Origin of the sequence: Pseudomonas sp. GXZC (assembly GCF_026967615.1) — a bacterium.
Taxonomy (GTDB): Bacteria; Pseudomonadota; Gammaproteobacteria; order Pseudomonadales; family Pseudomonadaceae; genus Aquipseudomonas; species Aquipseudomonas azotoformans_A.
The window spans coordinates 2,681,841-2,704,759 of the sequence record NZ_CP114115.1; the positions used below are offsets into that span (position 1 = coordinate 2,681,841).

The 22,919-nt window shown below is 60.9% G+C and carries 21 protein-coding genes and 1 tRNA gene; 19 read left to right on the plus strand and 3 right to left on the minus strand.

The features are described 5' to 3' along the window. Positions 1 to 259: 259 nt before the first annotated feature. Positions 260 to 820 carry a CDP-diacylglycerol--glycerol-3-phosphate 3-phosphatidyltransferase gene (pgsA, locus tag OZ428_RS12860; protein WP_003232771.1) on the plus strand — a complete coding sequence of 187 codons (561 nt, stop codon included), beginning with the start codon at positions 260 to 262 and terminating at the stop codon, positions 818 to 820. A 60-nt stretch (positions 821 to 880) separates the two neighbouring features. Beyond that, a tRNA-Gly gene (locus OZ428_RS12865) sits at positions 881 to 956 on the plus strand. A 141-nt stretch (positions 957 to 1,097) separates the two neighbouring features. On the opposite strand, the gene OZ428_RS12870 is transcribed toward OZ428_RS12865, so the two are convergent. After that, positions 1,098 to 2,009, minus strand: a complete 912-nt coding sequence (locus tag OZ428_RS12870; protein ID WP_269133598.1) for a LysR family transcriptional regulator — start codon at positions 2,007 to 2,009, stop codon at positions 1,098 to 1,100. A 112-nt stretch (positions 2,010 to 2,121) separates the two neighbouring features. Between OZ428_RS12870 and OZ428_RS12875 the strand changes: the two genes are divergently transcribed. From OZ428_RS12875 to OZ428_RS12950, 16 genes are all read left to right on the plus strand, one after another. Beyond that, positions 2,122 to 3,312: a CaiB/BaiF CoA transferase family protein gene (locus OZ428_RS12875; RefSeq protein ID WP_269133599.1), complete on the plus strand. Its 1,191-nt coding sequence runs from the start codon at positions 2,122 to 2,124 to the stop codon at positions 3,310 to 3,312. Positions 3,313 to 3,328: 16 nt separating this feature from the next. Further along, positions 3,329 to 4,279 carry a hydroxymethylglutaryl-CoA lyase gene (locus OZ428_RS12880; RefSeq protein ID WP_269133600.1) on the plus strand — a complete coding sequence of 317 codons (951 nt, stop codon included), beginning with the start codon at positions 3,329 to 3,331 and terminating at the stop codon, positions 4,277 to 4,279. Beyond that, a complete protein-coding gene (locus tag OZ428_RS12885) occupies positions 4,272 to 4,655 on the plus strand; it encodes a VOC family protein (RefSeq protein ID WP_033903069.1) in 384 nt (127 codons plus the stop codon). The genes OZ428_RS12880 and OZ428_RS12885 overlap by 8 nt, the downstream gene beginning before the upstream one ends. Further along, positions 4,652 to 5,593, plus strand: a complete 942-nt coding sequence (locus OZ428_RS12890; RefSeq protein ID WP_269133601.1) for a D-2-hydroxyacid dehydrogenase — start codon at positions 4,652 to 4,654, stop codon at positions 5,591 to 5,593. The genes OZ428_RS12885 and OZ428_RS12890 overlap by 4 nt, the downstream gene beginning before the upstream one ends. 40 nt (positions 5,594 to 5,633) lie before the next feature. After that, complete coding sequence (gene dctA, locus OZ428_RS12895; protein ID WP_033903071.1) at positions 5,634 to 6,920, plus strand: C4-dicarboxylate transporter DctA; 1,287 nt, start codon at positions 5,634 to 5,636, stop codon at positions 6,918 to 6,920. A gap of 364 nt (positions 6,921 to 7,284) precedes the next feature. After that, complete coding sequence (locus OZ428_RS12900) at positions 7,285 to 8,133, plus strand: glycine betaine ABC transporter substrate-binding protein (protein ID WP_177052813.1); 849 nt, start codon at positions 7,285 to 7,287, stop codon at positions 8,131 to 8,133. An 88-nt stretch (positions 8,134 to 8,221) separates the two neighbouring features. Further along, positions 8,222 to 9,334 carry a quaternary amine ABC transporter ATP-binding protein gene (locus OZ428_RS12905; protein WP_269133602.1) on the plus strand — a complete coding sequence of 371 codons (1,113 nt, stop codon included), beginning with the start codon at positions 8,222 to 8,224 and terminating at the stop codon, positions 9,332 to 9,334. Continuing rightward, positions 9,331 to 10,179: an ABC transporter permease gene (locus OZ428_RS12910; RefSeq protein WP_038851404.1), complete on the plus strand. Its 849-nt coding sequence runs from the start codon at positions 9,331 to 9,333 to the stop codon at positions 10,177 to 10,179. The genes OZ428_RS12905 and OZ428_RS12910 overlap by 4 nt, the downstream gene beginning before the upstream one ends. After that, on the plus strand, positions 10,176 to 11,021 hold the full coding sequence (locus tag OZ428_RS12915) for an ABC transporter permease (RefSeq protein WP_177052811.1): 846 nt from the start codon (positions 10,176 to 10,178) through the stop codon (positions 11,019 to 11,021). The genes OZ428_RS12910 and OZ428_RS12915 overlap by 4 nt, the downstream gene beginning before the upstream one ends. Position 11,022: 1 nt before the next feature. Continuing rightward, complete coding sequence (locus OZ428_RS12920) at positions 11,023 to 12,036, plus strand: GlxA family transcriptional regulator (protein WP_177052810.1); 1,014 nt, start codon at positions 11,023 to 11,025, stop codon at positions 12,034 to 12,036. Between the two features lie 137 nt (positions 12,037 to 12,173). Then, positions 12,174 to 12,896, plus strand: coding sequence for a GntR family transcriptional regulator (locus OZ428_RS12925; RefSeq protein ID WP_269133606.1), 723 nt, complete (start codon positions 12,174 to 12,176; stop codon positions 12,894 to 12,896). An 83-nt stretch (positions 12,897 to 12,979) separates the two neighbouring features. Beyond that, positions 12,980 to 14,299: an NAD(P)/FAD-dependent oxidoreductase gene (locus tag OZ428_RS12930; RefSeq protein ID WP_016979686.1), complete on the plus strand. Its 1,320-nt coding sequence runs from the start codon at positions 12,980 to 12,982 to the stop codon at positions 14,297 to 14,299. 161 nt (positions 14,300 to 14,460) lie between these two features. Next, positions 14,461 to 15,792 (plus strand): MFS transporter, encoded by a 1,332-nt coding sequence (locus OZ428_RS12935; RefSeq protein WP_038851411.1) that lies wholly within the window; start codon positions 14,461 to 14,463, stop codon positions 15,790 to 15,792. A gap of 38 nt (positions 15,793 to 15,830) precedes the next feature. Then, the gene (locus OZ428_RS12940; protein WP_269133608.1) at positions 15,831 to 16,733 is read left to right on the plus strand and encodes a dihydrodipicolinate synthase family protein; all 903 of its coding nucleotides are present in this window, start codon (positions 15,831 to 15,833) and stop codon (positions 16,731 to 16,733) included. Next, the gene (locus OZ428_RS12945) at positions 16,733 to 18,229 is read left to right on the plus strand and encodes an aldehyde dehydrogenase (RefSeq protein ID WP_177052809.1); all 1,497 of its coding nucleotides are present in this window, start codon (positions 16,733 to 16,735) and stop codon (positions 18,227 to 18,229) included. The genes OZ428_RS12940 and OZ428_RS12945 overlap by 1 nt, the downstream gene beginning before the upstream one ends. 114 nt (positions 18,230 to 18,343) lie before the next feature. Next, entirely contained in the window at positions 18,344 to 19,228 is an 885-nt protein-coding gene (locus OZ428_RS12950) for a DMT family transporter (RefSeq protein ID WP_269133609.1), read from the plus strand. 60 nt (positions 19,229 to 19,288) lie between these two features. On the opposite strand, the gene OZ428_RS12955 is transcribed toward OZ428_RS12950, so the two are convergent. Continuing rightward, positions 19,289 to 20,065 carry a hypothetical protein gene (locus OZ428_RS12955; RefSeq protein WP_269133610.1) on the minus strand — a complete coding sequence of 259 codons (777 nt, stop codon included), beginning with the start codon at positions 20,063 to 20,065 and terminating at the stop codon, positions 19,289 to 19,291. Between the two features lie 140 nt (positions 20,066 to 20,205). On the opposite strand from OZ428_RS12955, the gene OZ428_RS12960 reads away from it, so the two are divergent. Next, entirely contained in the window at positions 20,206 to 20,877 is a 672-nt protein-coding gene (locus OZ428_RS12960) for a TetR/AcrR family transcriptional regulator (RefSeq protein ID WP_061436188.1), read from the plus strand. On the opposite strand, the gene OZ428_RS12965 is transcribed toward OZ428_RS12960, so the two are convergent. After that, positions 20,874 to 22,910: an NADH:flavin oxidoreductase gene (locus OZ428_RS12965; protein ID WP_269133611.1), complete on the minus strand. Its 2,037-nt coding sequence runs from the start codon at positions 22,908 to 22,910 to the stop codon at positions 20,874 to 20,876. The two genes, OZ428_RS12960 and OZ428_RS12965, sit on opposite strands and share 4 nt — an antisense overlap. Positions 22,911 to 22,919: the final 9 nt, after the last annotated feature.

A 22,919-nucleotide genomic window follows, 5' to 3' on the forward strand; every position in this document is an offset into this window, starting at 1 on the left:
AATGACCACCTCAATATGGCTCAGCCGCCAGTTCCCCCCCATGGGGCCTCGCCTGGGGTCCTTATCGCGCACATGGGCGCCTCTGTAGGCCGGTCCTTTCTGGTATCGTTAAGGCCTGTCTCCATGATTCCCGAGTGTTAGACTTGGGTTAGAACACCGTTAGACATTCGTTCAATTATGCTCGTATCATGGCTGTGCCACGCCTCTTGTGCCTGCATAGCGAGTAGAATGCCTTTCCACCTCGTAGCCAGTTGTGCCGATGAATATCCCTAATCTGATCACCGTTCTACGCGTCCTGCTTATTCCGATTTTCATTTTGTTGTTCTATTTGCCGTACGAATGGAGCTATGCGGCCTCCAGTTCAGTGTTCGCCTTTGCGGCCGCCACCGACTGGCTCGACGGCTACCTGGCCCGCCGCCTGGAACAGAGCACGCCGTTCGGCGCGTTCCTCGACCCGGTGGCCGACAAGCTCATGGTGGCTGTCGCGTTGGTCCTGCTGGTGCAAGAACACGGCAACCTGTGGCTGACCCTGCCGGCCGCCGTGATCATCGGCCGCGAGATCGTCGTCTCGGCCCTGCGCGAATGGATGGCCGAAATCGGCGCCCGCGCTCATGTGGCCGTGTCCAACATGGGCAAGTGGAAAACCGCCGCGCAAATGCTTGCGCTGGTGATCCTGCTGGCCAACCCGTCGGACTTCTCTTTCTGGGTCCTGACTGGCTACGCCTTGCTGCTGATTGCGGCTGGCCTGACGCTGTGGTCCATGCTCCAGTACCTACGCGCTGCCTGGCCTCATCTGCGCACGACCGTTGAAAAGAAATAAAACTTTTTTGAATCAAAGGGTTGACCGGTTACGAGATTTCTATAGAATGCGCATCACCAAGCGGGAATAGCTCAGTTGGTAGAGCACGACCTTGCCAAGGTCGGGGTCGCGAGTTCGAGTCTCGTTTCCCGCTCCAAACACAAAGAAAAAGCCACTCTAGCGAGTGGCTTTTTTTTGCCTGCGATTTAACAAGTTAGGCCTTGAAGTCCCTTCCCCTACATGAATGGCAACCTATCCTCGCCGCAGATTGATCTGCTGTCGCCACGAGTGAAGGTTTCTATGCAGGTGCGACCTCCAGCTCACTCAAGTAGTTGTACAGGTTAGCCGCCTCCGGCGACAGGCGCGTCGCATCGGCCACGCCGACATACAAGGTCCGCGACGCCCATTCTCCCTCAAGCGGTATCGCCCGCAGCTTGGACGCCAGCAACTCGGGATGCACCGATCCCAACGGCAGTATGCCGATCCCCAGTCCCGCTTCGATCATCCGGCAAATACCATCAAAACTGCTGACCTGGATACGCACCTTGAGGTGCTTGCCGGTGCCGGCAGCGGCATCGTTGATGCGGCGCAGCAGCGAGCTGCCTTGGTTCAAGGCGACATAATCGAAGTCCAGCGTGTCGGCCAGCGTCACGCTTGAACGCTGCGCCAACGCATGGGTTTGCGGCACCAGCACCACCAGCCGGTCACGTCGATAGGGCTGCATGTGCAAGCCGGGAGCGGGCACGTTGTCGGCAAAGATGCCGATCTCGGCCTCGCCGTTTTCCACCGCGTGAATGGTGCGATCGCTGAGGGCTTCTTCCAACTCGATGCGCACATGCGGGTTGGCGGCCAGGAAACTCGCCAGGTCCGCCGGCAGGAACTGGATCACCGCCGAGGTGTTGGCAAACAACCGCACATGGCCGCGCACACCCTTTGCGTAGTCGTTGGCGTCATGGGCCATTTGCTGGGCCACGTCGAGCAGGGTGCGCGCATGCTCGGCCAGTCCGCGTCCGGCCGGAGTCAGTTGCAGGCCACGGGGCACGCGGGTGAACAGGGTGCAGTGGGTGACGCGTTCGAGTTCGGCCAGCCGTTTGCTTGCGGCGGAAACGGTCATATGCGCGCTGTTGGCGGCCTGGGTGAGGTTTTCTGTTTTGGCGGCCAGCACTAGCAGGCGCAGGGAGGCCAGGTCCAGTTGCAGCAGGTTGATCATTTCCACCTCCGTGTTTCCAGTCAGGAAAGAGTAGTGGAAATCTTTGACATTCTCACGGTCTGTTTTTGGGGGGATTATCCGGCCATCACCTCCAACAAGAACGGACAACGTCATGAGCCTACCCCTGGAAGGCATCAAGGTGGTCGAAATGGGCCAACTGATTGCCGGGCCTTTCGCCGCCAAGATCCTCGCCGAGTTCGGCGCCGAAGTGATCAAGATCGAACCACCGGTCACCGGCGACCCCCTGCGTAAATGGCGCTTGCTGCACGACGGGACGTCAGTGTGGTGGGCTGCACAGTCGCGTAACAAACAGTCTGTCACCCTCGACCTGCGCCAGGTCGAAGCGCGTGAGGTGGTCAAGCGGCTGGTCAAGGACGCCGACATCCTGATCGAGAATTTCCGACCTGGAACCCTGGAAAAATGGGGGCTTGGCTGGGATGAGCTGTCATCGATCAACCCTGGCCTGGTGATGTTGCGAGTCTCTGGCTATGGCCAGACCGGACCTTATCGCGACTTACCGGGCTTTGGTGTGATCGGTGAAGCCATGGGCGGCCTGCGCCATCTCTCCGGCGAGCCGGGCCGTACGCCGGTGCGGGTAGGGGTGTCGATAGGCGACTCGCTTTCCGCGCTGCACGGCGTGATCGGTGTGCTGCTTGCCTTGCGCCATCGTGAGCAGAATCGCGGTGCGGGCCAGCAGGTGGATGTGGCCTTGTACGAGTCGGTTTTCAACATGATGGAAAGCCTGATTCCCGAGTATTCGGTGTTCGGCAGCGTGCGCGAACCGGCCGGCAGCAGCCTGCCAGGTATCGCGCCGACCAATGCCTACCGTTGCAAGGATGGAAAGTACGCCTTGATCGCAGGGAATGGCGACAGCATCTACCGGCGCCTGATGGAAAAGATCGAACGCCTGGACCTGGCCGACGATCCAGAACTGGCGCAGAACGACGGCCGCGTGCGCCATGTGGCGCGCATCGATGCGGCGATTTCCACCTGGACGGCCGACAGAAACCTCGATGCGGTGCTGGCCGCGCTGAAGGAGGCCAACATCCCCTCCGGCAAGATCTACGACGCCGCCGACATCGCCGCCGACCCCCATTACCAGGCGCGCGACATGCTGCTCGCCAGCCAGTTGGACGACGGCACCGCCGTCACCTTGCCCGGCATTGTGCCCAAGTTGACGGCCACCCCCGGCCACGTGCACTCGCGCGCACCCACGCTTGGGCAACACACCGATGCGGTGCTTGACGGCATCGGTATCGACGCGCCGACCCGCGAAGTCTGGCGCGCTCGCGGCCTGATCTGAATCAAGGAGTAGCTCTATGAAACGCCTGTACCTGCAGGAAGTCGCGACCCGTGACGGCTTCCAGAACGAAAAGACCTTTATCGACACCGAACAGAAAATCGCCTTGATCGACGAACTGAGCCAGTGCGGTTACGCCAAGATCGAAGTGACCTCGTTTACCTCACCCAAGGCCATTCCCGCGTTGCGCGATGCGGAGGCCGTGATGGCCGGGATCCATCGTCAAAAGGGCGTGGAGTACACGGTGCTGGTGCCCAACGTGCGCGGAGCCGAACGGGCGCTGGGTTGTGGCATCGACGAGGCCAACCTGGTGATGTCGGTGAGCGAGCCGCATAACCGCTCCAACCTGCGCATGACCCGTGATCAATCATTTGCCCAGTTGAGGGATGTCGTGGGGGTGATTGGACATGGGCCGGTGGCCGTCAATGTGTCGTTGTCCACGGTGTTTGGCTGCCCGATGCAGGGCGATGTGCCGGCGGACGATGTGTTGGGATGGGTTGGGCGTTTTGCCGAACTCGGCGTGCGCGGCGTCACGCTGTGCGACACCACCGGCATGGCCTATCCCACACAGGTGGAAGCCTTGTCGCGGCAAGTGCGCGAGCGCTTTCCCGAGCTGCAACTGACCCTGCATTTTCACAACACCCGTGGCATGGCTCTGGCCAATACCCTGGCGGCGTTGCAGGCCGGGATCGACCGTTTCGACGCTTCGCTGGGCGGCCTTGGCGGTTGCCCCTATGCACCCGGCGCCAGCGGCAACGTGTGCATGGAAGACCTGGTGCACATGCTCGACCTGATGGGCTATGACACCGGCCTGCAGCTGGACCGCGTACTGGCCGCATCTGCCCGCTTACCCGGCCTGATCGGCCACGCCACGCCCAGCCAGATCCTCAAGGCCGGTAAGCGCCTGGACCTGCATCCCATTCCCGAACACGTCCACACCCTGACCCAACAGGTAGCCCATCATGATTGATCATCTCGACCATCTGGTCCTCACGACTATTGACCTGACCGCCTGCAAAGACTTCTACACCCGCGTCATGGGCATGCGCCTGGAGACCTTTGGCAATGGCCGCGTCGCGTTCCGTTTTGGCAACCAGAAAATCAATGTGCATGAGCGTGGGCATGAATTCGAGCCCAAGGCCCATCTGCCGGTGCCTGGCGCGCTGGACCTGTGCTTTATCGCCAGTATTCCCCTGGAAGCAGTGATTGCCCATTTGAAGGCTGAAACCTGGCCGATCATCGAAGGTCCGGTGCTGCGTACCGGCGCAACCGGCCCGATTCGCTCGGTGTATGTGCGCGACCCCGACCTGAACCTCATCGAAATTTCCGAGCAGGTGCCCGCATGAATATCGTGTTTCTCGACGGTGCGAGCTTGCCGTCTCCGTTGGCGCGTCCCGTCCAAGCCAGCCACTGGACCGCGCGTGAACACACCCGCCCCGATCACGTCATCGAAGCCCTGGCCGACGCCGACGTGGCGATCACCAACAAGGTGCGCCTAGATCGCGTCACCCTTGAGCAATTGCCGCGCCTGAAGCTGATCTGCGTGGCAGCGACCGGCTACGACTGCGTGGATCTCGCCGCCTGCCGTGATCAAGGCGTGACGGTGTGCAACGTGCCGGCCTACAGCGCGGTCAGCGTGGCAGAGTCGGTGATCGGCTCGCTGTTTGCGTTGCGCCGTCACTTGCTGGCGTACCGCGCTGCCTCGGCGCACTTGTGGCCACAGTCATCGCATTTTTGCGTGCACGGCGCGCCGATCCAGGACCTGCAAGGCTCGACCCTGGGCATCGTCGGTCGCGGCGATATCGGCAGCCGTGTCGCGCGCCTGGCCAAGGCCTTGGACATCACCGTGCTGTTTGCCGAACACCGTGGCGCGCCGCAGGTGAGGGCGGGTTACGTGGCGTTCGACGAGGTGTTGGCCAAGGCTGATGCGCTGACTCTGCATTGCCCGCTGACGCCCCAGACCCGTTACCTGATCGGCACCGCCGAAATCGCGCGGATGAAACCCGGCGCCTTGCTGATCAATACCGCTCGCGGTGCATTGGTGGACGAAAACGCCGTCCTGGCCGCTCTCGCCAGTGGTCAATTGGACGGCGCTGCGCTGGATGTGCTGTACGTGGAGCCGCCGCAGGCCGATCACCCGTTGCTGCACTGTGAACACCCCAATTTGCTGATCACGCCCCACGTTGCCTGGGCCAGCCAAAGCAGCGTCGCACGCCTCAAGGCGGTGCTGCTGGCCAACATCGAGGCATTCGCCGCCAATAAACCGATCAACGTGGTGACCTGAAACCCCAGCGACGTCTCTCACAAACCCTATAGGCAGAGCCATGACAAAAATAATCAGCTCGTCGATCCAAGCGCTGCCACAGCGCACACCGTTCTACCAGCACCTGTATGTGCAAGTGCTCGCAGCCATTGTGCTGGGGGTGATCCTCGGTCATTTCAGCCCAAGTTTGGGCGAACAGATGAAGCCCCTGGGCGACACCTTCATCAAGCTGATCAAGATGCTGATCGCGCCGATCATCTTCTGCACGGTGGTCAGCGGCATTGCCGGCATGCAGGACCTCAAGCGCATCGGCCGCATCGGCTTCAAATCCCTGATCTACTTTGAAGTACTGACCACCATCGCCCTGGTGATCGGCCTGATCGGTGTCAACCTGCTCAAACCGGGCGCGGGCATGCACATCGACCCGGCCAGCCTGGATGCATCGGCTATCGCCGGCTACACCAAGGCGGCCCACGATCAGAGCGTGGTCGGCTTCCTCACACATATCGTGCCCAGTACGGTGTTTGGCGCGTTTACCGACGGCGACATCCTCCAGGTGCTGTTCATCTCGGTGTTGTTTGCGTTTGGCCTGCAGCTGTTGGGCGATACCGGCAAACCCTTGCTGAACACCATCGACCTGGTGGCCAAGGCGTTTTTCCGTATGCTCAAGATTGTCATGTACCTGGCGCCGCTCGGGGCTTTTGGCGGCATGGCGTTCACCGTCGGCAAATACGGCGTGCAATCGCTGGGGGCCTACGTGAACCTGTTGGTGTGCTACTACCTTACCGGGTTGGTGTTTGTGTTCGTGGTGTTGAACCTGGTTGCACGATTGGCCGGTTTCAGCTTGTGGAAGTTCCTCAAGTACATCCGTGAAGAACTGGTGTTGGTGCTGGGCACCTCGTCCTCGGAATCCGCCTTGCCGCGCCTGATGGGCAAGCTGGAAAAGCTCGGCTGTGAGAAGTCCACCGTCGGCCTGGTGGTGCCATCCGGTTATTGTTTCAACCTCGACGGCAGCTGCATCAACATGACGGTGCTGGCGATCTTCATTGCCCAGGCGCTGGACATCGATGTGTCGCTGTATCACCAGGTGACCTTGCTGTTGATCCTGCTGCTGACCTCCAAAGGCGCGGCGAGCGTGACCGGCGGCGCATTCATCACCCTGGCTGCCACCCTCGGCTCCATCGATGTGATCCCGGCGGCGGGGTTGGTCCTGGTGCTCGGCGTGTACCGATTTATCTCGGAAGGCGGTGCGCTGATCAACGTGATCGGCAACGGTGTGGCCACGTTGTTCATTGCCCGCTGGGATGGGGCGTTGGATCGCGAGCAACTCAAGCGTGAGTTAGGGTAGGGCGCGCGGCTTTTTTGAATCTGTCTGGAGTGCCCCCACTCCAGACCTCTACGACCCCGTCCGTTTTCCTCTCTTCGTAGCATTCCAAAAGCGACCTTATACTTTCCTATAACCGACTTGTCGGTATTTCGTCGTTCTCGTCTAACTCTATGAATTACATATAAAAAATATTATTCGATCTGTGTTTTGTGTGAATTATATTTGTATACACAGAAAATACATTCTCTTGACCCTCCGTTTTTCCCATGCGAGTCTCGCTTCAACAGGCCGCCCTCAGCGCTGCCGAACCCTTCCTTGTTGTTCCAACACACCGGCCTTTGAACAGGGCCAGAAACTATAAATACAACGTAGATCGAGGCGCGCCATGAAGAACTTTTGGAAAACCGTTTGTGCGGTTGCGTTAGTGGGTGTGGTTGCGCTTCCGGTGCAGGCCGAAGAAAAAACCATCACGGTCGGCACCATGTCCTGGGAAGACCTGACGCCGATTACCGGCATTACCAAGAAGGTATTGGAGAACGCCGGCTATTCCGTGAAAGTGGTTGAGTTCTCGGAAATCGGTATTGCCTATGCGGCCCTGACCAAGGGTGATGTACAAGTCCTGGCTTCACAGACCGATTACGCCACCCAGGACTACTGGAACAAAAACAAGAACCGCCTGGAAAAACTCTCGCCGGTTTCCTATGGCCTCTACCAGGCGATCGCCGTACCCAAGTACGTCGATATCGATTCGCTGGAACAGCTCAACGATAACGCCGACAAGTTTGGCGGCAAGATCATCGGCATCGAGCCGGGTTCAGGGTTGATGAGCGACGCCAATAAGGCGGTCAAGGATTACGGATTCAAACTGCAGTTGCTCGAAGGCAGTACTGCCGCGATGACGGCCGCCTTGAAGTCTGCCGTGGACCGCAAGGAGTGGGTCGCGGTCACCATCTGGGAGCCGTCGTGGATGGCCCAGAAGTTCGACCTTAAGTTCCTCAAGGACCCCAAAGGTTCTTTCGCTCCCCCGCAGGCCTATTACTGGATCGGTCATAAGGGCTTCACCGCTGAATACCCCCACGCCCGCGAAGTCATCGCCAGCGTCTACGTGCCGCTTGCCGACATCACCGCTATCAACGGCGCCGTCAAGGACGGCAAGAGCATGGATCAGGCCGTTGCGGGCTGGGCCGACAACCATGCCGACTTGATGAAACGCTGGGCCAATATCAAACAATAAACCTCACTCTTTTTTGCCACTGCCGGGTACAGATAACGCGTTCTGATCAATTAGAAAAACCAGTCGAACTGGTTCAATAGGCTCAAACATGACAACGCTCAAAATAGACACTAACGAAGTGCTTGTGGATTGCCAGTCGGTCTGGAAGATCTTCGGTCAGAATGCCAAGGCGGCGATGCAAGCGGTGGTTCACAAAGGGCTCGGCAAAACCCAGGTGCTGCAGGATTTCAGCTGCGTGGTGGGGGTGGCGGATGTGAGCCTGCAGGTTCGCCGCGGTGAAATTTTTTGCATTATGGGTTTGTCCGGCAGTGGCAAATCGACCCTGATCCGCTTGCTCAACAAACTGATCACCCCCAGCGCCGGGAAGGTGCTGGTCAAGGGTAAGGATTTGTCCGCTTTATCTCCCGCACAGTTGCGCGAAGTGCGGGCCAAACACATTGGCATGGTGTTTCAGAGTGTGGCGTTGTTGCCCAACCGTACCGTGCTGGAAAACACCGCTTTCGGCCTGGAAGTGCAGGGCGTTGGCAAGGCCCAGCGTTATCAGGTGGCGGAGCGTGCGCTGGCCAAGGTCGGCCTGAGTGACTGGGCTTCGCGCTACCCGAGCGAGCTGTCTGGCGGCATGCAGCAGCGTGTCGGGCTGGCGCGCGCGCTGACGGCCGACCCGGAAATTATCCTGATGGATGAGCCGTTCAGTGCGCTCGACCCCTTGATCCGTCGCCAGTTGCAGGACGAGTTCCGCCAGCTCACCAAGGAGCTGGGCAAGTCCGCGGTGTTTATCACCCACGACCTGGAAGAGGCCATCCGCATCGGTGACCGCATCGCCATCATGAAGGACGGCGTGATTATCCAAGTCGGCATGGCCGAAGAGATTGTGTTGAACCCGGCCGATGACTATGTCGCCGAGTTCGTCGCGGGTATCTCGCGCTTGCACCTGGTCAAGGCCCATTCGGTGATGACGCCGGTGGCGCGTTACGCGCTGGCGTTCCCCCTGTGCGATTTCACCCGGCTCACTCAAACCACGCCAGAAACCGATATCAACGCACTGATCGGCTTGACCATGGGCGCCGATCTTGAGCCGTTGGCGGTGGTCGAGCAGGGCGTCGTGGTGGGCATCATCACACCTGGGGATCTGCTGCGCGGCGTGCAGGGCATTCCCAACGAGGCCCAGGCCTTGGCCCCGGTGTTGGAGGCGTCGATATGAGTACGCCGGATTTCTCGGTACCGTTCGATGCCGCTGTAGACGCCGGCCTGATGTGGCTGCAAGACAATGGCGAGTTTTTCTTCGACGCCGCCAATACGGCCCTGACCGCCGTGTTTAAAGGCGTGCAGTGGTGCATCGCTGCGCCGCCGTTCTATGTGATTGCCCTCGTCATCGGCCTGCTGGGTTGGCGCATGGTGGGGCTGCGCTTCGCGGTGTTATCGGCGCTGGCCTTGCTGCTGTGTGAAGTTATCGGCCTGTGGCCCGAGACCGTCAGCACCCTGGCGCTGGTACTCACCGCCACGCTGTTGGCATTGCTGGTGGCAGTGCCGTTGGGCGTGCTGGCCGGGCTCACGCCGGCGTTCGATCGTGTGGTCGACCCGTGCCTGGACTTGGTGCAGACACTGCCGCCCTATATCTATCTATTGCCGGCGATTGCCTTGCTCGGCTATGGCCCGGCGACGGCGCTGCTGGCCACGTTTATCGTCGCGGTGCCGCCGGCGCTGCGCCTGACCTCTCTGGGCATCCGCATGACGCCCAAGGAGTTCGTCGAGCTGGGTGATGCCAGCGGCGTTACCGGCTTGCAGATGTTCTTCAAGATCCGCTTGCCCTTTGCGATGCCGAGCATCATGGCCGGGGTCAACCAGAGCCTGATGATGGCATTCGGCATGGTGGTGATTGCCGGTATCGTCGGTTCCGGTGGGTTGGGCGAGTCCATCTACGGTGCGGTGCGCACCCTGGACATCGCCAAGTCGATCAATGCGGCGCTGGCCATCGTCATCCTCACGATGATTCTCGACCGTCTTGCACAAAGCGCGGCTGAATCGCGCCGAGGAGCCAGTCAATGAGCCTTGCTGATTTGCGTATCTCACCGGGTGAGTTTCTGGCCCCTGCCATCGACTGGCTGAACACCCACCTGCACGGTCTGTTCGTGCTGATCGGCAAGGTGATCGAGGCCTCGTTGGGTGTGATCGAGGGCCTGCTGCTTGCGCCCCATGCCTACGTGTTGATTGCCATCGTGGTGGTGCTGTCATGGATCTTCGCCAACTGGCGCGTGGCGCTGTTTGCCGGTTTGATGTTGGCGTTCTGCCTGTTTGCCGGGCTGTGGGTGGCGTCGATGCAGACCATCGCGCTGGTCTCGGTGGCGGTGCTGATTTCTGTCAGCATTGCGTTTCCCCTGGGCATTCTTGCCGCACGGGTCAAGCGTGTGGACGCGGCGTTGCTGCCGATCCTGAACATCATGCAAACCGTCCCGCCGTGGGTGTACCTGATCCCGGCGGTGATGCTGTTCAGCCTGGGGCGCGTGCCGGCCATCATTGCCACCATCGTGTATGGCATCCCACCGATGCTGCGACTGACCACCTTGGCGTTCAAGCAGTTGCCCAAGGACCTGCTGGAACTGGGCCAGGCCATGGGCGCATCGCCACGGCACATCCTGCTCAAAATCGAATTGCCCACGGCGGCGCCTACGCTGCTGGTGGGACTGAACCAATGCATCCTGTTGTCGCTGGCGATGGTGGTGTTGGCCGGATTGGTCGGGGCCGGGGGCCTTGGCGCCGAAGTGACCCGTGGCTTGACGCGGATGGAGATGGGCCTGGGCCTGCGTGCCGGCCTGGCGATTGTGGCGGTGGCGCTGTTGCTCGACCGCCTGTCACGCGGCGCGTTGCAACGCCAGGCACGGCGGGTATGACGTGGTAGTGCGACGTCAATTCAGTGGTGCTATGCATGGCAAGAACCTGCGTTACCTCAATGATCATCACGGCCAGGAGGTGCGCAAGGCGCGGGCGGGGTTTGTATTGCTGGAGCACTTTTCGCTGCCGGCGTTTACCCAGGCGCTGGACACTATCGTCACCGCCAACCTGTTGCGCGCGGATCTGTTCGCCACGCGCACCTTCGGCCTGGTCTGCGATGAGGTGGTGAGTGACCTGGGCCTGGTGATCCGTCCCGACGCGCGCCTGACCCTGGAGGCTGTGCTCGATCTGGATTTGCTGGTGATCTGCGGCGGTTATCGCACGCCGCTGCGTTACAACGATGAATTGACCGTACTGCTGAGTACGGCGGCGGAGCAGGGCGTAACGCTGGCGGGCGTGTGGAACGGTGCGTGGTTTCTGGGGCGGGCGGGGCTGTTGGAGGGATACCGATGCGCGATTCACCCCGAGCATCGCCCTGCATTGGCCGAGATCGCGCGGCTCAGTCATGTCACCAGTGAAGCCTACGTGGTGGACCGTAACCGTCTGACGGCATCGAGCCCCACCGGCACGTTCTACATGGCACTGGAGTGGATCCGCAGCTTGCACGGCAAGAGCCTCACCGACGGTATTGAAGACATCCTGGCGTTTGAGGCGTCGCGCTTTCGCCGGATCAAGCCGATGTTGAACGTTTCGGTCAGTGGGCCGCTGCGCGAAGTGATCAACCTGATGGACGTCAACCTCGAAGAGCCGTTGCAAATGGTCGACCTGTGCCTTTACGCCGGGCGCTCGCGGCGACAGATCGAGCGGCTGTTCAAGGAGCAACTGGGCACCTCGCCGCAACGCTATTACATGGACCTGCGCATCACCGAGGCACGGCGCTTGTTACAGCACACCTCGCTGACCATTGTCGAGGTGTCGGTAGCCTGTGGTTTTGTCTCGCCCAGCCATTTCAGCAAGTGCTACAGCGCCTATTTCGGCCATCGTCCGTCCAAGGAAATTCGCTTGGTCAAATAGCTGGAAAGCCCCGCTGGCAAAGGGTTTCAACTGAATTTAACACTGTGTATTTTAATTGTAGACACAAAGTATTTTGTTGTTTTATAGTGCGAATACAGGTAGTAGACCGTGTGCACTTACTACTAGGAAGGTTTCACATGGCTACCAAAGAACTCACTACACCGGCTTCGGCCGAGCCAAGCATCGATCGCAAGGCGGTACTGGGTGAAGCGCTGCGGCGTCGCATCCTCAGCATGGAACTGGCACCCGGTGCTGTGGTGGACGAGCTGGCGTTGTGTGATGAATTCGGTTTGTCGCGCCCACCGGTGCGTGAACTGATGCGGCAGATGGCGGCGGAAGGGTACATCGACCTCGAAGCCAACCGCGCCGCGCGGGTGTCGGCCATGAGTTACCAGTCGCTGCGCAGTTTTTTCCTGGCGGCACCGCTGATTTACATCGCTACCACGCAATTGGCCTGCTCACACGCAACGCCTGTGGAAGTGGTGGAGTTGAAGCGCATCCAGGCGCTGTTCCGTATCGCTATCGAGGAAAAAGATGTCGAGAACCGTGTGTTGTACAACGACGAGTTCCACCTGCAAATCGGCAAGATGGCCCACAACGCCTACCTGATGCCGAGCTTGCAACGCTTGCTGATCGACCACGCACGCCTGGGCAAAATCTTCTATCGCCATCCGACCACCGTCGACATGCAGGAAGACCTGGAAGTGGCCGCGCAGCAGCACGACGAGATGATCCGTGCAATCGAACACCACGATCCGGTCTCGGCCGGGGAAATCGTGCGGGCCCACCTCGAACTGTCCCGTCGGCGGATGTCCGAGTACGCGGCGCCCGAAGGCCTGGATGTAGCGCTCACCTTCTGATCGGTTGATGCCGGGCCAGTGTGACGCGATGCAGACGGGTAGCTGTTAGCTCTAACAACTATAAAAGAACCCAGGTCGCGAAAATGGCACTCATCAGAAACACCCCGGCAGACGATTCAACCTGTGGCTGGTTTCACCTCAGCCCACCGCGCGTGGCACGCCCGCGCCACAGCGGTATCCGCTCGGCGCGCTGGGCCGTGGTCGGGGCGGGGTTCACCGGCCTTGCGGCGGCGCGTCAACTGGCGCTGAATTTTCCGGATGACGAGATCGTGTTGATCGAAGCCCAGGAGGTCGGCTACGGCGCTTCCGGGCGCAACGCCGGTTTTGCCATCGACTTGCCCCATGACATCGGTGCCGAAGACTACATCGGCGACATCGCCACCGCCCGGATCAGCATGGAGCTCAATCTCGCCGGGCAGTCCATGCTGCGCGCGCTGGTAGAGCAGCACAACATCAACTGCCAGTGGCGCGATTGCGGCAAGTACCAGGCCGCCGTCGAGGACCGTGGCATTGCCGTGCTGAATGCCTACCGCCGTGGCCTCGACAAGCTCGGCCAGGCCTATCAAGTGATCGAAGCCGACGATATGCCCAACCACATCGGCACCGGTTTCTACCGCAAGGCCCTGTTCACACCGGGCACCGCACTGGTGCAGCCAGCGGCGCTGGTGAAAGGGCTGGCGGACACCTTGCCGGCCAACGTGACGCTGTACGAAAACACCCCGATTACCGAAGTGGAGTACGGCGACAAGACCGTGTTGATCCACAAGGGCGGGCGCATCATCGCCGACAAGCTGGTGCTGACCAACAACGCGTTCGCCATGAGCTTTGGTTTCCTCAAGAGCCGCATGCTGCCGATCTTCACCTACGCCAGCCTGACCCGACCGCTGAACGAAGACGAGCAGGCACGCCTGGGTGGCCATCCATTCTGGGGCGTAATCCCCGCCGACCCGTTCGGCACTACGTTGCGCCGCACCGTCGACAACCGCCTGCTGGTGCGCAACAGCTTCAGCTTCAACGCCGACGGGCGCAGCAACCCCAAGTACCTGCAGCGGTTCGTCAAGCGCCACAAAGAGTCATTCGACCGGCGCTTCCCGCTGCACCGCGAGGTGACGTTCGACTACACCTGGGGCGGCTCCCTCAGCCTGTCGCGCAACCATATGGCGCACTTCGGCGAGTTGGCCAAAAACGTCTATGGCGCGCTGTGTTGCAACGGCCTGGGCGTCACCCGCGGCACGGTTACTGGCACCTTGTTGGCCGAATGGCTGGCGGGCAAGCGCAATCACCTGGTGGACTTCCTGTTGACGTCCCCGGGCCCGAGCAGAAACCCACCGGAGCCGCTGTTATCAGCGGGTGTAAACATGAACTTGCTATGGGGGCAAAGCCGCGCCGGCCAGGAAAGCTGATTCGCAACACGCTCGTTACGCAATACCGAACTTAATCTATTGATTGGAAAACAGCAGGCGTTTACGCGACTGCGGTTTCTGATTGAGACGGCTTTCATTCGCCTGGATTTCAAGTGTGCGTTGTACCCCGGCGAATGAACGAAGCGAAGTAGGAGATAATAATGACAAGTCCGAATGCCTCAGTTGAGGATGTACCGCTTAACAATTTTCACCGATTGCTCACGGCCCGTTCGGGCGGTGGTTCATTTGTGGATGGCTATGTATTAAGCATTATCGGCATTGCGATGCTGCAAGTGACCGGTGCACTGGAACTGACCGAGTTCTGGCAAGGCCTTATTGCCGCCTCTGCCTTGATCGGCGTGTTCTTTGGCGGTTTTATCGGCGGCTGGCTGACCGATAAGTTAGGGCGCAAGAAAGTTTATTTCATTGGCCCGTCGTTATTTATTGTGTGTTCCCTGGCGCAGTTCTGGGTGGAGTCGGCCTGGGCATTGTTTGCCCTGCGCTTCATCATCGGCCTGGCCGTGGGCATTGAATACCCCGTTGCCACCTCCTTGCTGGTGGAGTTCCTACCGAAGAAGCAACGCGGCCCTCGGCTGGCCGCCCTGACCATCCTCTGGTTCGCCGGGGCGGCATTCGCCTATGTGGTCGGCAACGCGATCCTCAATACCGGTGCCGACGACGCCTGGCGCTACGCTCTGGCCAGTGCCTCGGTGATCGGGCTGGTGCTGTTTGTGCTGCGCCTGGGTACGCCGGAATCGGCGCGTTGGTTGCTGAGCAAGGGCCGCGAGGCCGAAGCCGAGCAGGTCATCAAGCGCGTCTATGGGCCGCACTACTCGTTGCGTGACCTGCCGGAGCAACCCGACGAACGCAAGATGACCTTTCGTGACCTGCTGCGCTCGGGGTACGGCAAGCGCTTGTTCTTTGTCTCGGTGTTCTGGTCCTGTTCGATCATCCCCGTGTTCGCCGTTTACGCATTCGCCCCCAAGGTCTTGCAAGCCCTCAACCTGAAAGGCGAGTGGGCCTCCTACGGCTCGATGTTCATCACCTTGCTGTTCGTGGTGGGTTGCGTGCTGGCCACGCGGCTGATCAACACCATCGGTCGACGCAGCATGCTGATCAACAGCTTCCTGTGGTCAGGCCTTGCCTTGCTGTTGCTGGCGGCGTTTTCCAATAGCCACGAAATTCTCGTGCTGCTGCTGTTCGGCGCCTACGCCGTGTTCATCGGCGGCGCCCAGGTGCTGCAACTGGTTTACCCGAACGAACTGTTTCCCACCGAAATCCGCGCGTTCGCCGTGGGCATCGGCACCTCACTGTCGCGAGTCGGCGCTGCCATCGGCACCTACCTCGTACCGCTGTCGCTTCACTCGATTGGTATCGGCAACACCATGTACGTCGCGGCTGGCGTGACGTTCATCGGCCTGGCCGCCGCCTGGGCCATGGCCCCGGAAACACGTTCGCTGAACTTGCGGGACGCCGCTGCGTTGAGCAGTTGAGCGCAAACCACATCACTTTCACTGTTGGAGAAACACCCATGAAGTTTGAAGGCATCTACACCCCGGCAATCACCCCGTTGACCGCCACCGGCCAGATCGACAGCGCCGCGTTCGCCGACGTGCTGGAATACCTGATCGAATCCAAGGTACACGGCGTCATCATTGGCGGCTCCACCGGCGAGTACTACGCGCACACCTCTCAGGAGCGCATCGACCTGGCTGCCCACGCCAAGGAAGTCATTGGCAACCGCGTCGCGTTGATCGTCGGCACCGGTGCCATCCGCACCGAAGATTCGGTGGAATACGCCAAGGCCGCCCGTGCGATCAAGGCTGACGCGATCCTGGTCGGTTCGCCGCCTTACGCACTGCCCACCGAACAGGAAAACGCCATCCACGCCCTGGCCGTGGACCAGGCTGCGGGCCTGCCGATCATGCTCTACAACTACCCAGGCCGCATGAGCGTGAGCATGGGCGATGAGTACTTCAAGGCCGTGTCCGCTTCGAAAAACGTCGTGGCGATCAAGGAAAGCTCGGGCGACATGGGCCAGGTGCACCGCCTGGCCACTCAATACCCGAACATCGCATTGTCCTGCGGCTGGGATGACCAGGCCCTGGAGTTCTTCGCCTGGGGCGCCCGCAGCTGGGTGTGTGCCGGTTCCAACTTCGTGCCGCGTGAACACGTCGCCCTGTATGAAGCCTGCGTGGTCGAAAAAGACTTCGACAAGGGTCGCAAGATCATGAGCGCCTTCATGCCGCTGATGGACTTCCTCGAAGGCGGTAAATTCGTCCAGGCGATCAAGGCCGGTTGCGCCTTCAATGGCCTGCGTACCGGCAGCGTGCGCGCACCGCTGCAATCGTTGACCGAGAGCGAAAACCAGGCGCTGCAAACGGTGATCACCAACCTCAAGCGCGACGTTGCGCAAATCGTCGGAGGTGCATGATGACTCACCTGCTCAGCGCCGCCGAATACGCGGCCATCGCCCAGGACATCCAGTTTCCCACCACGTCCTTCATCAACGGCGCTGCCCACACCTCGGGTTCGGGCAAGACGTTCACCACCACCAACCCGGCAACCGGCGAAGTGCTGGCTGAAATCACCGCGTGCAACAGCGACGACGTGGACTACGCCGTGGCTTCGGCCAAGCAAGCGTTTGACGACGGCCGTTGGCACAAGCTCAGCCCCGGCACGCGCAAGAAAGTCCTGCTGCGTTTTGCCGACCTGCTGGAACAGCACTCCCACGAACTGTCCGTGCTAGAAAGCCTGGACAGCGGCAAGCCGGTGCGTGAGTGCCAGCTGACCGACGTGCCGGAAACCATCCACATGATCCGCTGGCATGCCGAGCTGATCGACAAGATCTACGACAACACCGCCCCGGTCGGCGCCGACGCCTTGACCCTGGTGGTACGCGAAGCCATCGGCGTGGTCGGCCTGGTGCTGCCGTGGAACTTCCCGCTGCTGATGCTGGCCTGGAAAATCGCGCCGTCCCTCGCGGCGGGTTGCTCGATCGTGGTCAAGCCGGCCAAGGAAACCACGTTGACGGCGCTGCGCGTGGCCGAGCTGGGCGCCCAGGCCGGGATTCCGGCGGGCGTGTTCAACGTCGTGTCCGGCGGCGGTCGTGAAGTGGGCGAACCGTTGGGTCGCCACATGGACGTCACCATGGTCAGCTTCACCGGTTCCACCGACACCGGGCGCCTGTTCCTGCAGTACGCGGCAGAGTCGAACCTCAAGCGCATCGTGTTGGAACTGGGCGGCAAAAACCCGGCCGTGGTGATGAACGACGTGGCCGACCTGGATGTGGTGGCGGGGCATATCGTCAATGGTTCGTTCTGGAACATGGGCGAGAACTGCTCGGCGTCTTCGCGCCTTATCGTCCATGCCGATATCAAGGACGAGCTGCTCAAGCGCATCGGCGTGCAGTTGCAAGCGTGGAAGATGGGCAGCCCGCTCGATCCGGACAATCGCCTGGGCTCGATGGTCAGCCGTGCGCATTTCGATAAGGTCAGCTCGTACCTGGTGCAGGCCGGCAACGAAAACCTGCGCGTGGTCTACGGTGGCAAGACGCAAGGCGATATCTACGTGGAGCCGACCGTGGTCGATGGCGTGGGGGCCGACAGTGTGCTGTTCAAGGAAGAAATCTTCGGCCCTGTGCTGACCGTCACGACGTTCAACACTCTGGAAGAAGCTATTGCCCTGGCCAACGACACCATCTACGGCCTGGCGGCGTCGGTGTACACCGATAACCTGCGCAATGCGATCAAGCTCTCCCGCGAGATCCGTGCCGGTATCGTCACCGTCAACTGCTTCGGTGAAGGCGATGCCTCGACCCCGTTCGGTGGCTACAAGCAGTCGGGTTTCGGCGGGCGCGACAAGTCCATCTGGGCACACGACCAGTACACCGAGATCAAAACCATCTGGATCGACGTGTCCGAAGGTTAAAAAACCAGGCGCCCCTCTACAAAGCTCCACGCAAGCGGCGATTGGGGCGCCTTCCTTTCAATCGGGTCAACAATAAGAAGTCCACGGCCCAGCTCGTTTTTTCGAAGCCTTTTCATGACTGCCCATCGTACTGCCCTTACTTCTGCCCATATCACTGCAATTCTGTTTGGCTTGACCGGTATTTTTGGCGCACTGATCCACGCCAGCGCCAGTGTGATCACCTTTGGCCGTGCAGCCTTTGCCTTGCTGGCCCTGGGGGTGTTCGCACACCTGCAGGACCGCGCGCTGCTGCGCGGCCTGAACCTCAGGAAACTCGGCATCTATGCCGTCTCAGGGCTGATGCTGGCCGCGCACTGGATCACGTTTTTTATTGCGATCAAGGTCGGTGGCGTCGCTGTCGCCACCTTGGGCTTTGCCAGCTTTCCGGCGTTTATCACCTTGCTCGACATGGCGGTGTTCCGCGACCGGCCGCGCCTGGCTGAAGCGCTGTTGTTGCTGTTGGTCACGCTCGGCCTGATACTGGTGACACCCTCGTTCGAGATCGCCAACCAAGGCACGGTCGGGCTGCTGTGGGGGATTGCCTCGGGGCTGTCGTTCGCCTTGCTGGCCATGACCAACCGCCGCGCCACCAATGGCCGAAATGGCGTGCAAGTGGTGTTCTGGCAGAACGCTACCGTGGCGCTGTTCATGGCGCCGGTTGCAGTGTTCGACCTGGTGGCGCTGGAGCCTGTCGACTGGCTCAACCTGGCCATTCTCGGCGTGCTCTGCACGGCGGTGTCCCAGGCGCTGTTCGTCAAAAGCCTCAAGGGTTTGAACGCCCGCAGCGCAGGCATGATCATTTCCCTGGAGCCGGTGTACGCGATTGCCTGTGCGTGGTGGCTGTTCCATGAAGCACCGTCCTACCGAATGTTGGCAGGCGCGGCGTTGATTGTGCTGGCGATTGTGTTGTCGGCGCAGGGGGAGGGCGCCGCCCCTAAAGGCACCGCGCAGCCTGGCTAAGTGGTGTAGCAGCCACCGGCACCCATCCGGTAGCGGCGACACCAGATCCGAGCGTTTGCATCAAGCCGCAGGCCTGACCCGAAAAGCCAGGAACACAGGGCCCCCTGGAAAGGTGCTGACCTCCAGTTCATCCAGCGGGTTGAGCGTGCGTGTGCGGTTTCCGGCATTGCTGTACAGCGTGTGGGTGCTCGATGCGGCGATGTTGATCTTGCCGGCTGCCGCCTGGATCAACGTGGCCCTGAAGCCTTCGGTTACATCGTCGCCAATTGTCAGCGTGACGTCCGTATTGCTGATGACCAGGATCGACTTGCCGGAGTCCGCCATGCTCAGGGCTCTGCTGCCGGTGATCGAGATATTGGTGTGCACATGGCCCCCGGCGTGATAACTGACCATCCGAGGGTCGGCAAAGACGCGGGCGAACGCCCCCACATAGTTGACGCTGGCGCGCATGTCATCGAACTGTTCCACCACGTAGGTGCCAATGCTGCCGGTGTCCGCTGCGTCGGCATCCAGCGCCCATTTGCGGCCTACCATTAGTCCGATCTGGGTGTTGGCGCGTACGCCGGCACGCACCTCTTCGAGAAACAGTGTGCCGACCTGGCCACCGCCGTTGCCTTGGGCATAGGTCAGCCGTGCTATGGAGTGGCTGTCACCGGTCGGGCTGCCTTGGGCAGTATTGACGCGATAGTCGACACAATCCGCCGAGACGATGGTGGTGGTCGTGTTGGCGTCGGGTGCCCAAGTGAAATCTAGGGCCCTGCCGGTTTTAGCCTGCTCGAATGTGGTGGTGGGTTGCGAGGTGGTGGTAGAACCTGACTGCTTCAAATCGTCGTTCATGGTGCTCATCCTTAAGTTATTTAACTGTACATAAATACAGTAGTCCGGATTTTTTCTTCATGCGATTTTGCCGACGAACTGCACGCGTGGATGGGTGCGTGTAGAGTGACCGGCAATTCCCCGGCAAAGGTGACCCAAGGATGTCGCAACCCGCAAAACCGCGAGGCAAGAACCAGGACACAGGCTGGCGCGGCTCGGTCGATGTGTGGCTGGACGCCGCCTACGCGGCCCTCAAAGAATCCGGTATCGACGCCGTGCGCGTGATGCCACTGGCCAAGCAGCTGGGCTTGTCACGCACCAGTTTCTATTGGTTTTTCGAGGATCGTGAGCAACTGCTCGCCGCCTTGCTGACCCGTTGGCGCGACAAAAACACCGGTAACCTGGTGTACCAGTGCGAGCGCTATGCCGAGAGTATTTCCGAGGCCATTCTCAACGTCTTCGAATGCTGGTTGAACCCGGAACTGTTCGACTCGCAATTCGAATTCGCCGTGCGCAGTTGGGCGATGCAGTCGGCGGAGGTCGCGGCAGAAATCGCGCAGGCCGATGACACCCGTATCAACGCCTTGACCGGCATGTTCCGGCGTTTTGGTTACGACGACGAGGCCGCCGATGTGCGTGCCCGGACCATCTACCTGACGCAGATCGGCTATATCTCGATGAACACCACCGAAGAGGTGGTGGTGCGGTTCCGGCGTATTCCCCAGTATGTCAGTGTGTTTACCGGCAAGGCCCTGAAGCGGCGTGAACTGGACCGCTTCTATGGGGCGTTTGGCTATGCCGAAACCACACCGGGGGTGTTTGAGCGTTTTTAAAGGTCCTTGACCAACCGCAACGCATCGTAGATCGCCGCATGGGTATTGCGTGCGGCCACCGCATCGCCGATCCGGAACAGCTGGAAGCGACCTTCGGGGTTGGTGACGATGTGCTGCGCGTTCCCTGCGATCAAGTCCTGCTGCTCGACCGCGCCGCCATTGCTGGAGTGCGCACGCAACTCGAAGTACAGGTCATCCAGGGGAAGCGTGCCATGGTTGACCACCACCTGGTCGACCACCCGCTGCTTGTGCACCGCGCCGTAATCACTGCCAAAACGGGCGAGCAGCCGACCGTCGCGTTTCTCCACCGTCTCAACCCGATAGGTCACGGTAAAGGTCACGTCCAGGTCCTGCAGGCTGCGCATGTAGGGCACCAGGTTCATGGCCATGACTTCCGGGGCGAACGCGCGGTCCGGGGTGACGATTTCGACGCTGGCGCCACTCTGCGCAATCACCTCGGCGGCTTGCAGCGCGGCATGGTCGCCGGCGTCGTCGAAGATCAACACATGACGCCCCGGTTTGACGTCGCCGGAAATGATGTCCCAGGTCGACACCACCAGTTCATTGCCCGAGGCCAGCACGTCGGTGTGCGGCATGCCGCCGGTGGCGACGATCACCACGTCCGGCTCATGGGCCAGCACCGTCTCGGTTTCGGCCCAGGTGTTGAAGTGGAATTTCACGCCGAGGCGTTCGCACTGGGCCATGCGCCAGTCGATGATGCCGATCATCTCGCGACGCCGCTCACTCAGGGCGGTCAGGCGGATTTGCCCGCCGGGCCGGTCTGCCGCTTCCAGTACTGTCACATCATGCCCGCGCTCACCGGCGACGCGTGCCGCTTCCAGCCCGGCCGGGCCCGTGCCAATGATCAGCACTTTGCGCTTCACCGCAGCCTTGGGAATTTCATGGGGCATGCTGGTTTCACGGCCGGTCGCCGCGTTGTGGATGCAGTAGGCGGCGCCGCCCTGGTAGATGCGGTCCAGGCAGTAGTTGGCGCCGACGCAGGGGCGGATATCTTCCTCACGCCGCTCGATGATCTTGCGCACGATGTGCGGGTCGGTCATGTGGGCGCGGGTCATGCCGACCATGTCCACCTTGCCCGACGCAATGGCGTAGCGCGCGGTGGCCACGTCCGGGATTTTCGCCGCGTGGAAGGTGGGGAAGCCGGTGGACGCGCGGATCTCGCCGGCAAAATCCAGGTGCGGCGAGTTGCGCATGCCCTGGATCGGAATCACGTCGGTCAGCCCCGCGTCGGTATCGATATGCCCACGTACCACGTTGAGGAAGTCCACCAGCCCGCTGTCCTTGAGCATGTGCGACACCTGCAGGCCTTCGTTGGCGGTGAATCCGCCCGGCAGCGCCTCGTCACCGGTGTAGCGCACGCCCAGAAGGAAGTCTTCACCAACGCGCTGGCGAATGCCGCGCAGGACGTCGAAGGTAAAGCGCATGCGGTTTTCCAGGGAACCGCCGTAAGGGCCATCCAGTTCGTTGGTCAGCGGTGACCAGAACTGGTCCATCAAATGCCCGTAGGCTTGCAGTTCCAGGCCGTCCAGCCCGGCGGCCTGCATGCGCTCGGCGGCGTCGACGTAGTCCTTGATGATCCGCTCGATGTCCCAGTCTTCCATCTTCTTCGGGAAGGAGCGGTGTGACGCCTCGCGACGGTGCGATGGCGAGACCACCGGCAGCCAATCAGCTTTGTCCCAGCGTGTGCGCCGGCCCAGGTGCGTCAGCTGGATCATCACTGCCGCGCCGTGTTCGTGGCACTCATCGGTCAGGTCCCTCAGCCAGCCGACCACTTCATCTTTGTACGCCAGCACATTGTTGAACACTGGCGGGCTGTCCCGCGATACGGCGGCGGAGCCTGCGGTCATGGTCAAAGCCACGCCGGCCTTGGCGCGCTCGACGTGATAGGCGCGGTACAACGCCTGCGGCATGCCGTCCACCGGGTAGGCCGGTTCGTGGGCCGTGGTCATGATCCGATTGCGCAGGGTCAGGTGCTTGATTTTGTAGGGCTGCAGCAGGGGATCGCTGGACATTATTCTGTG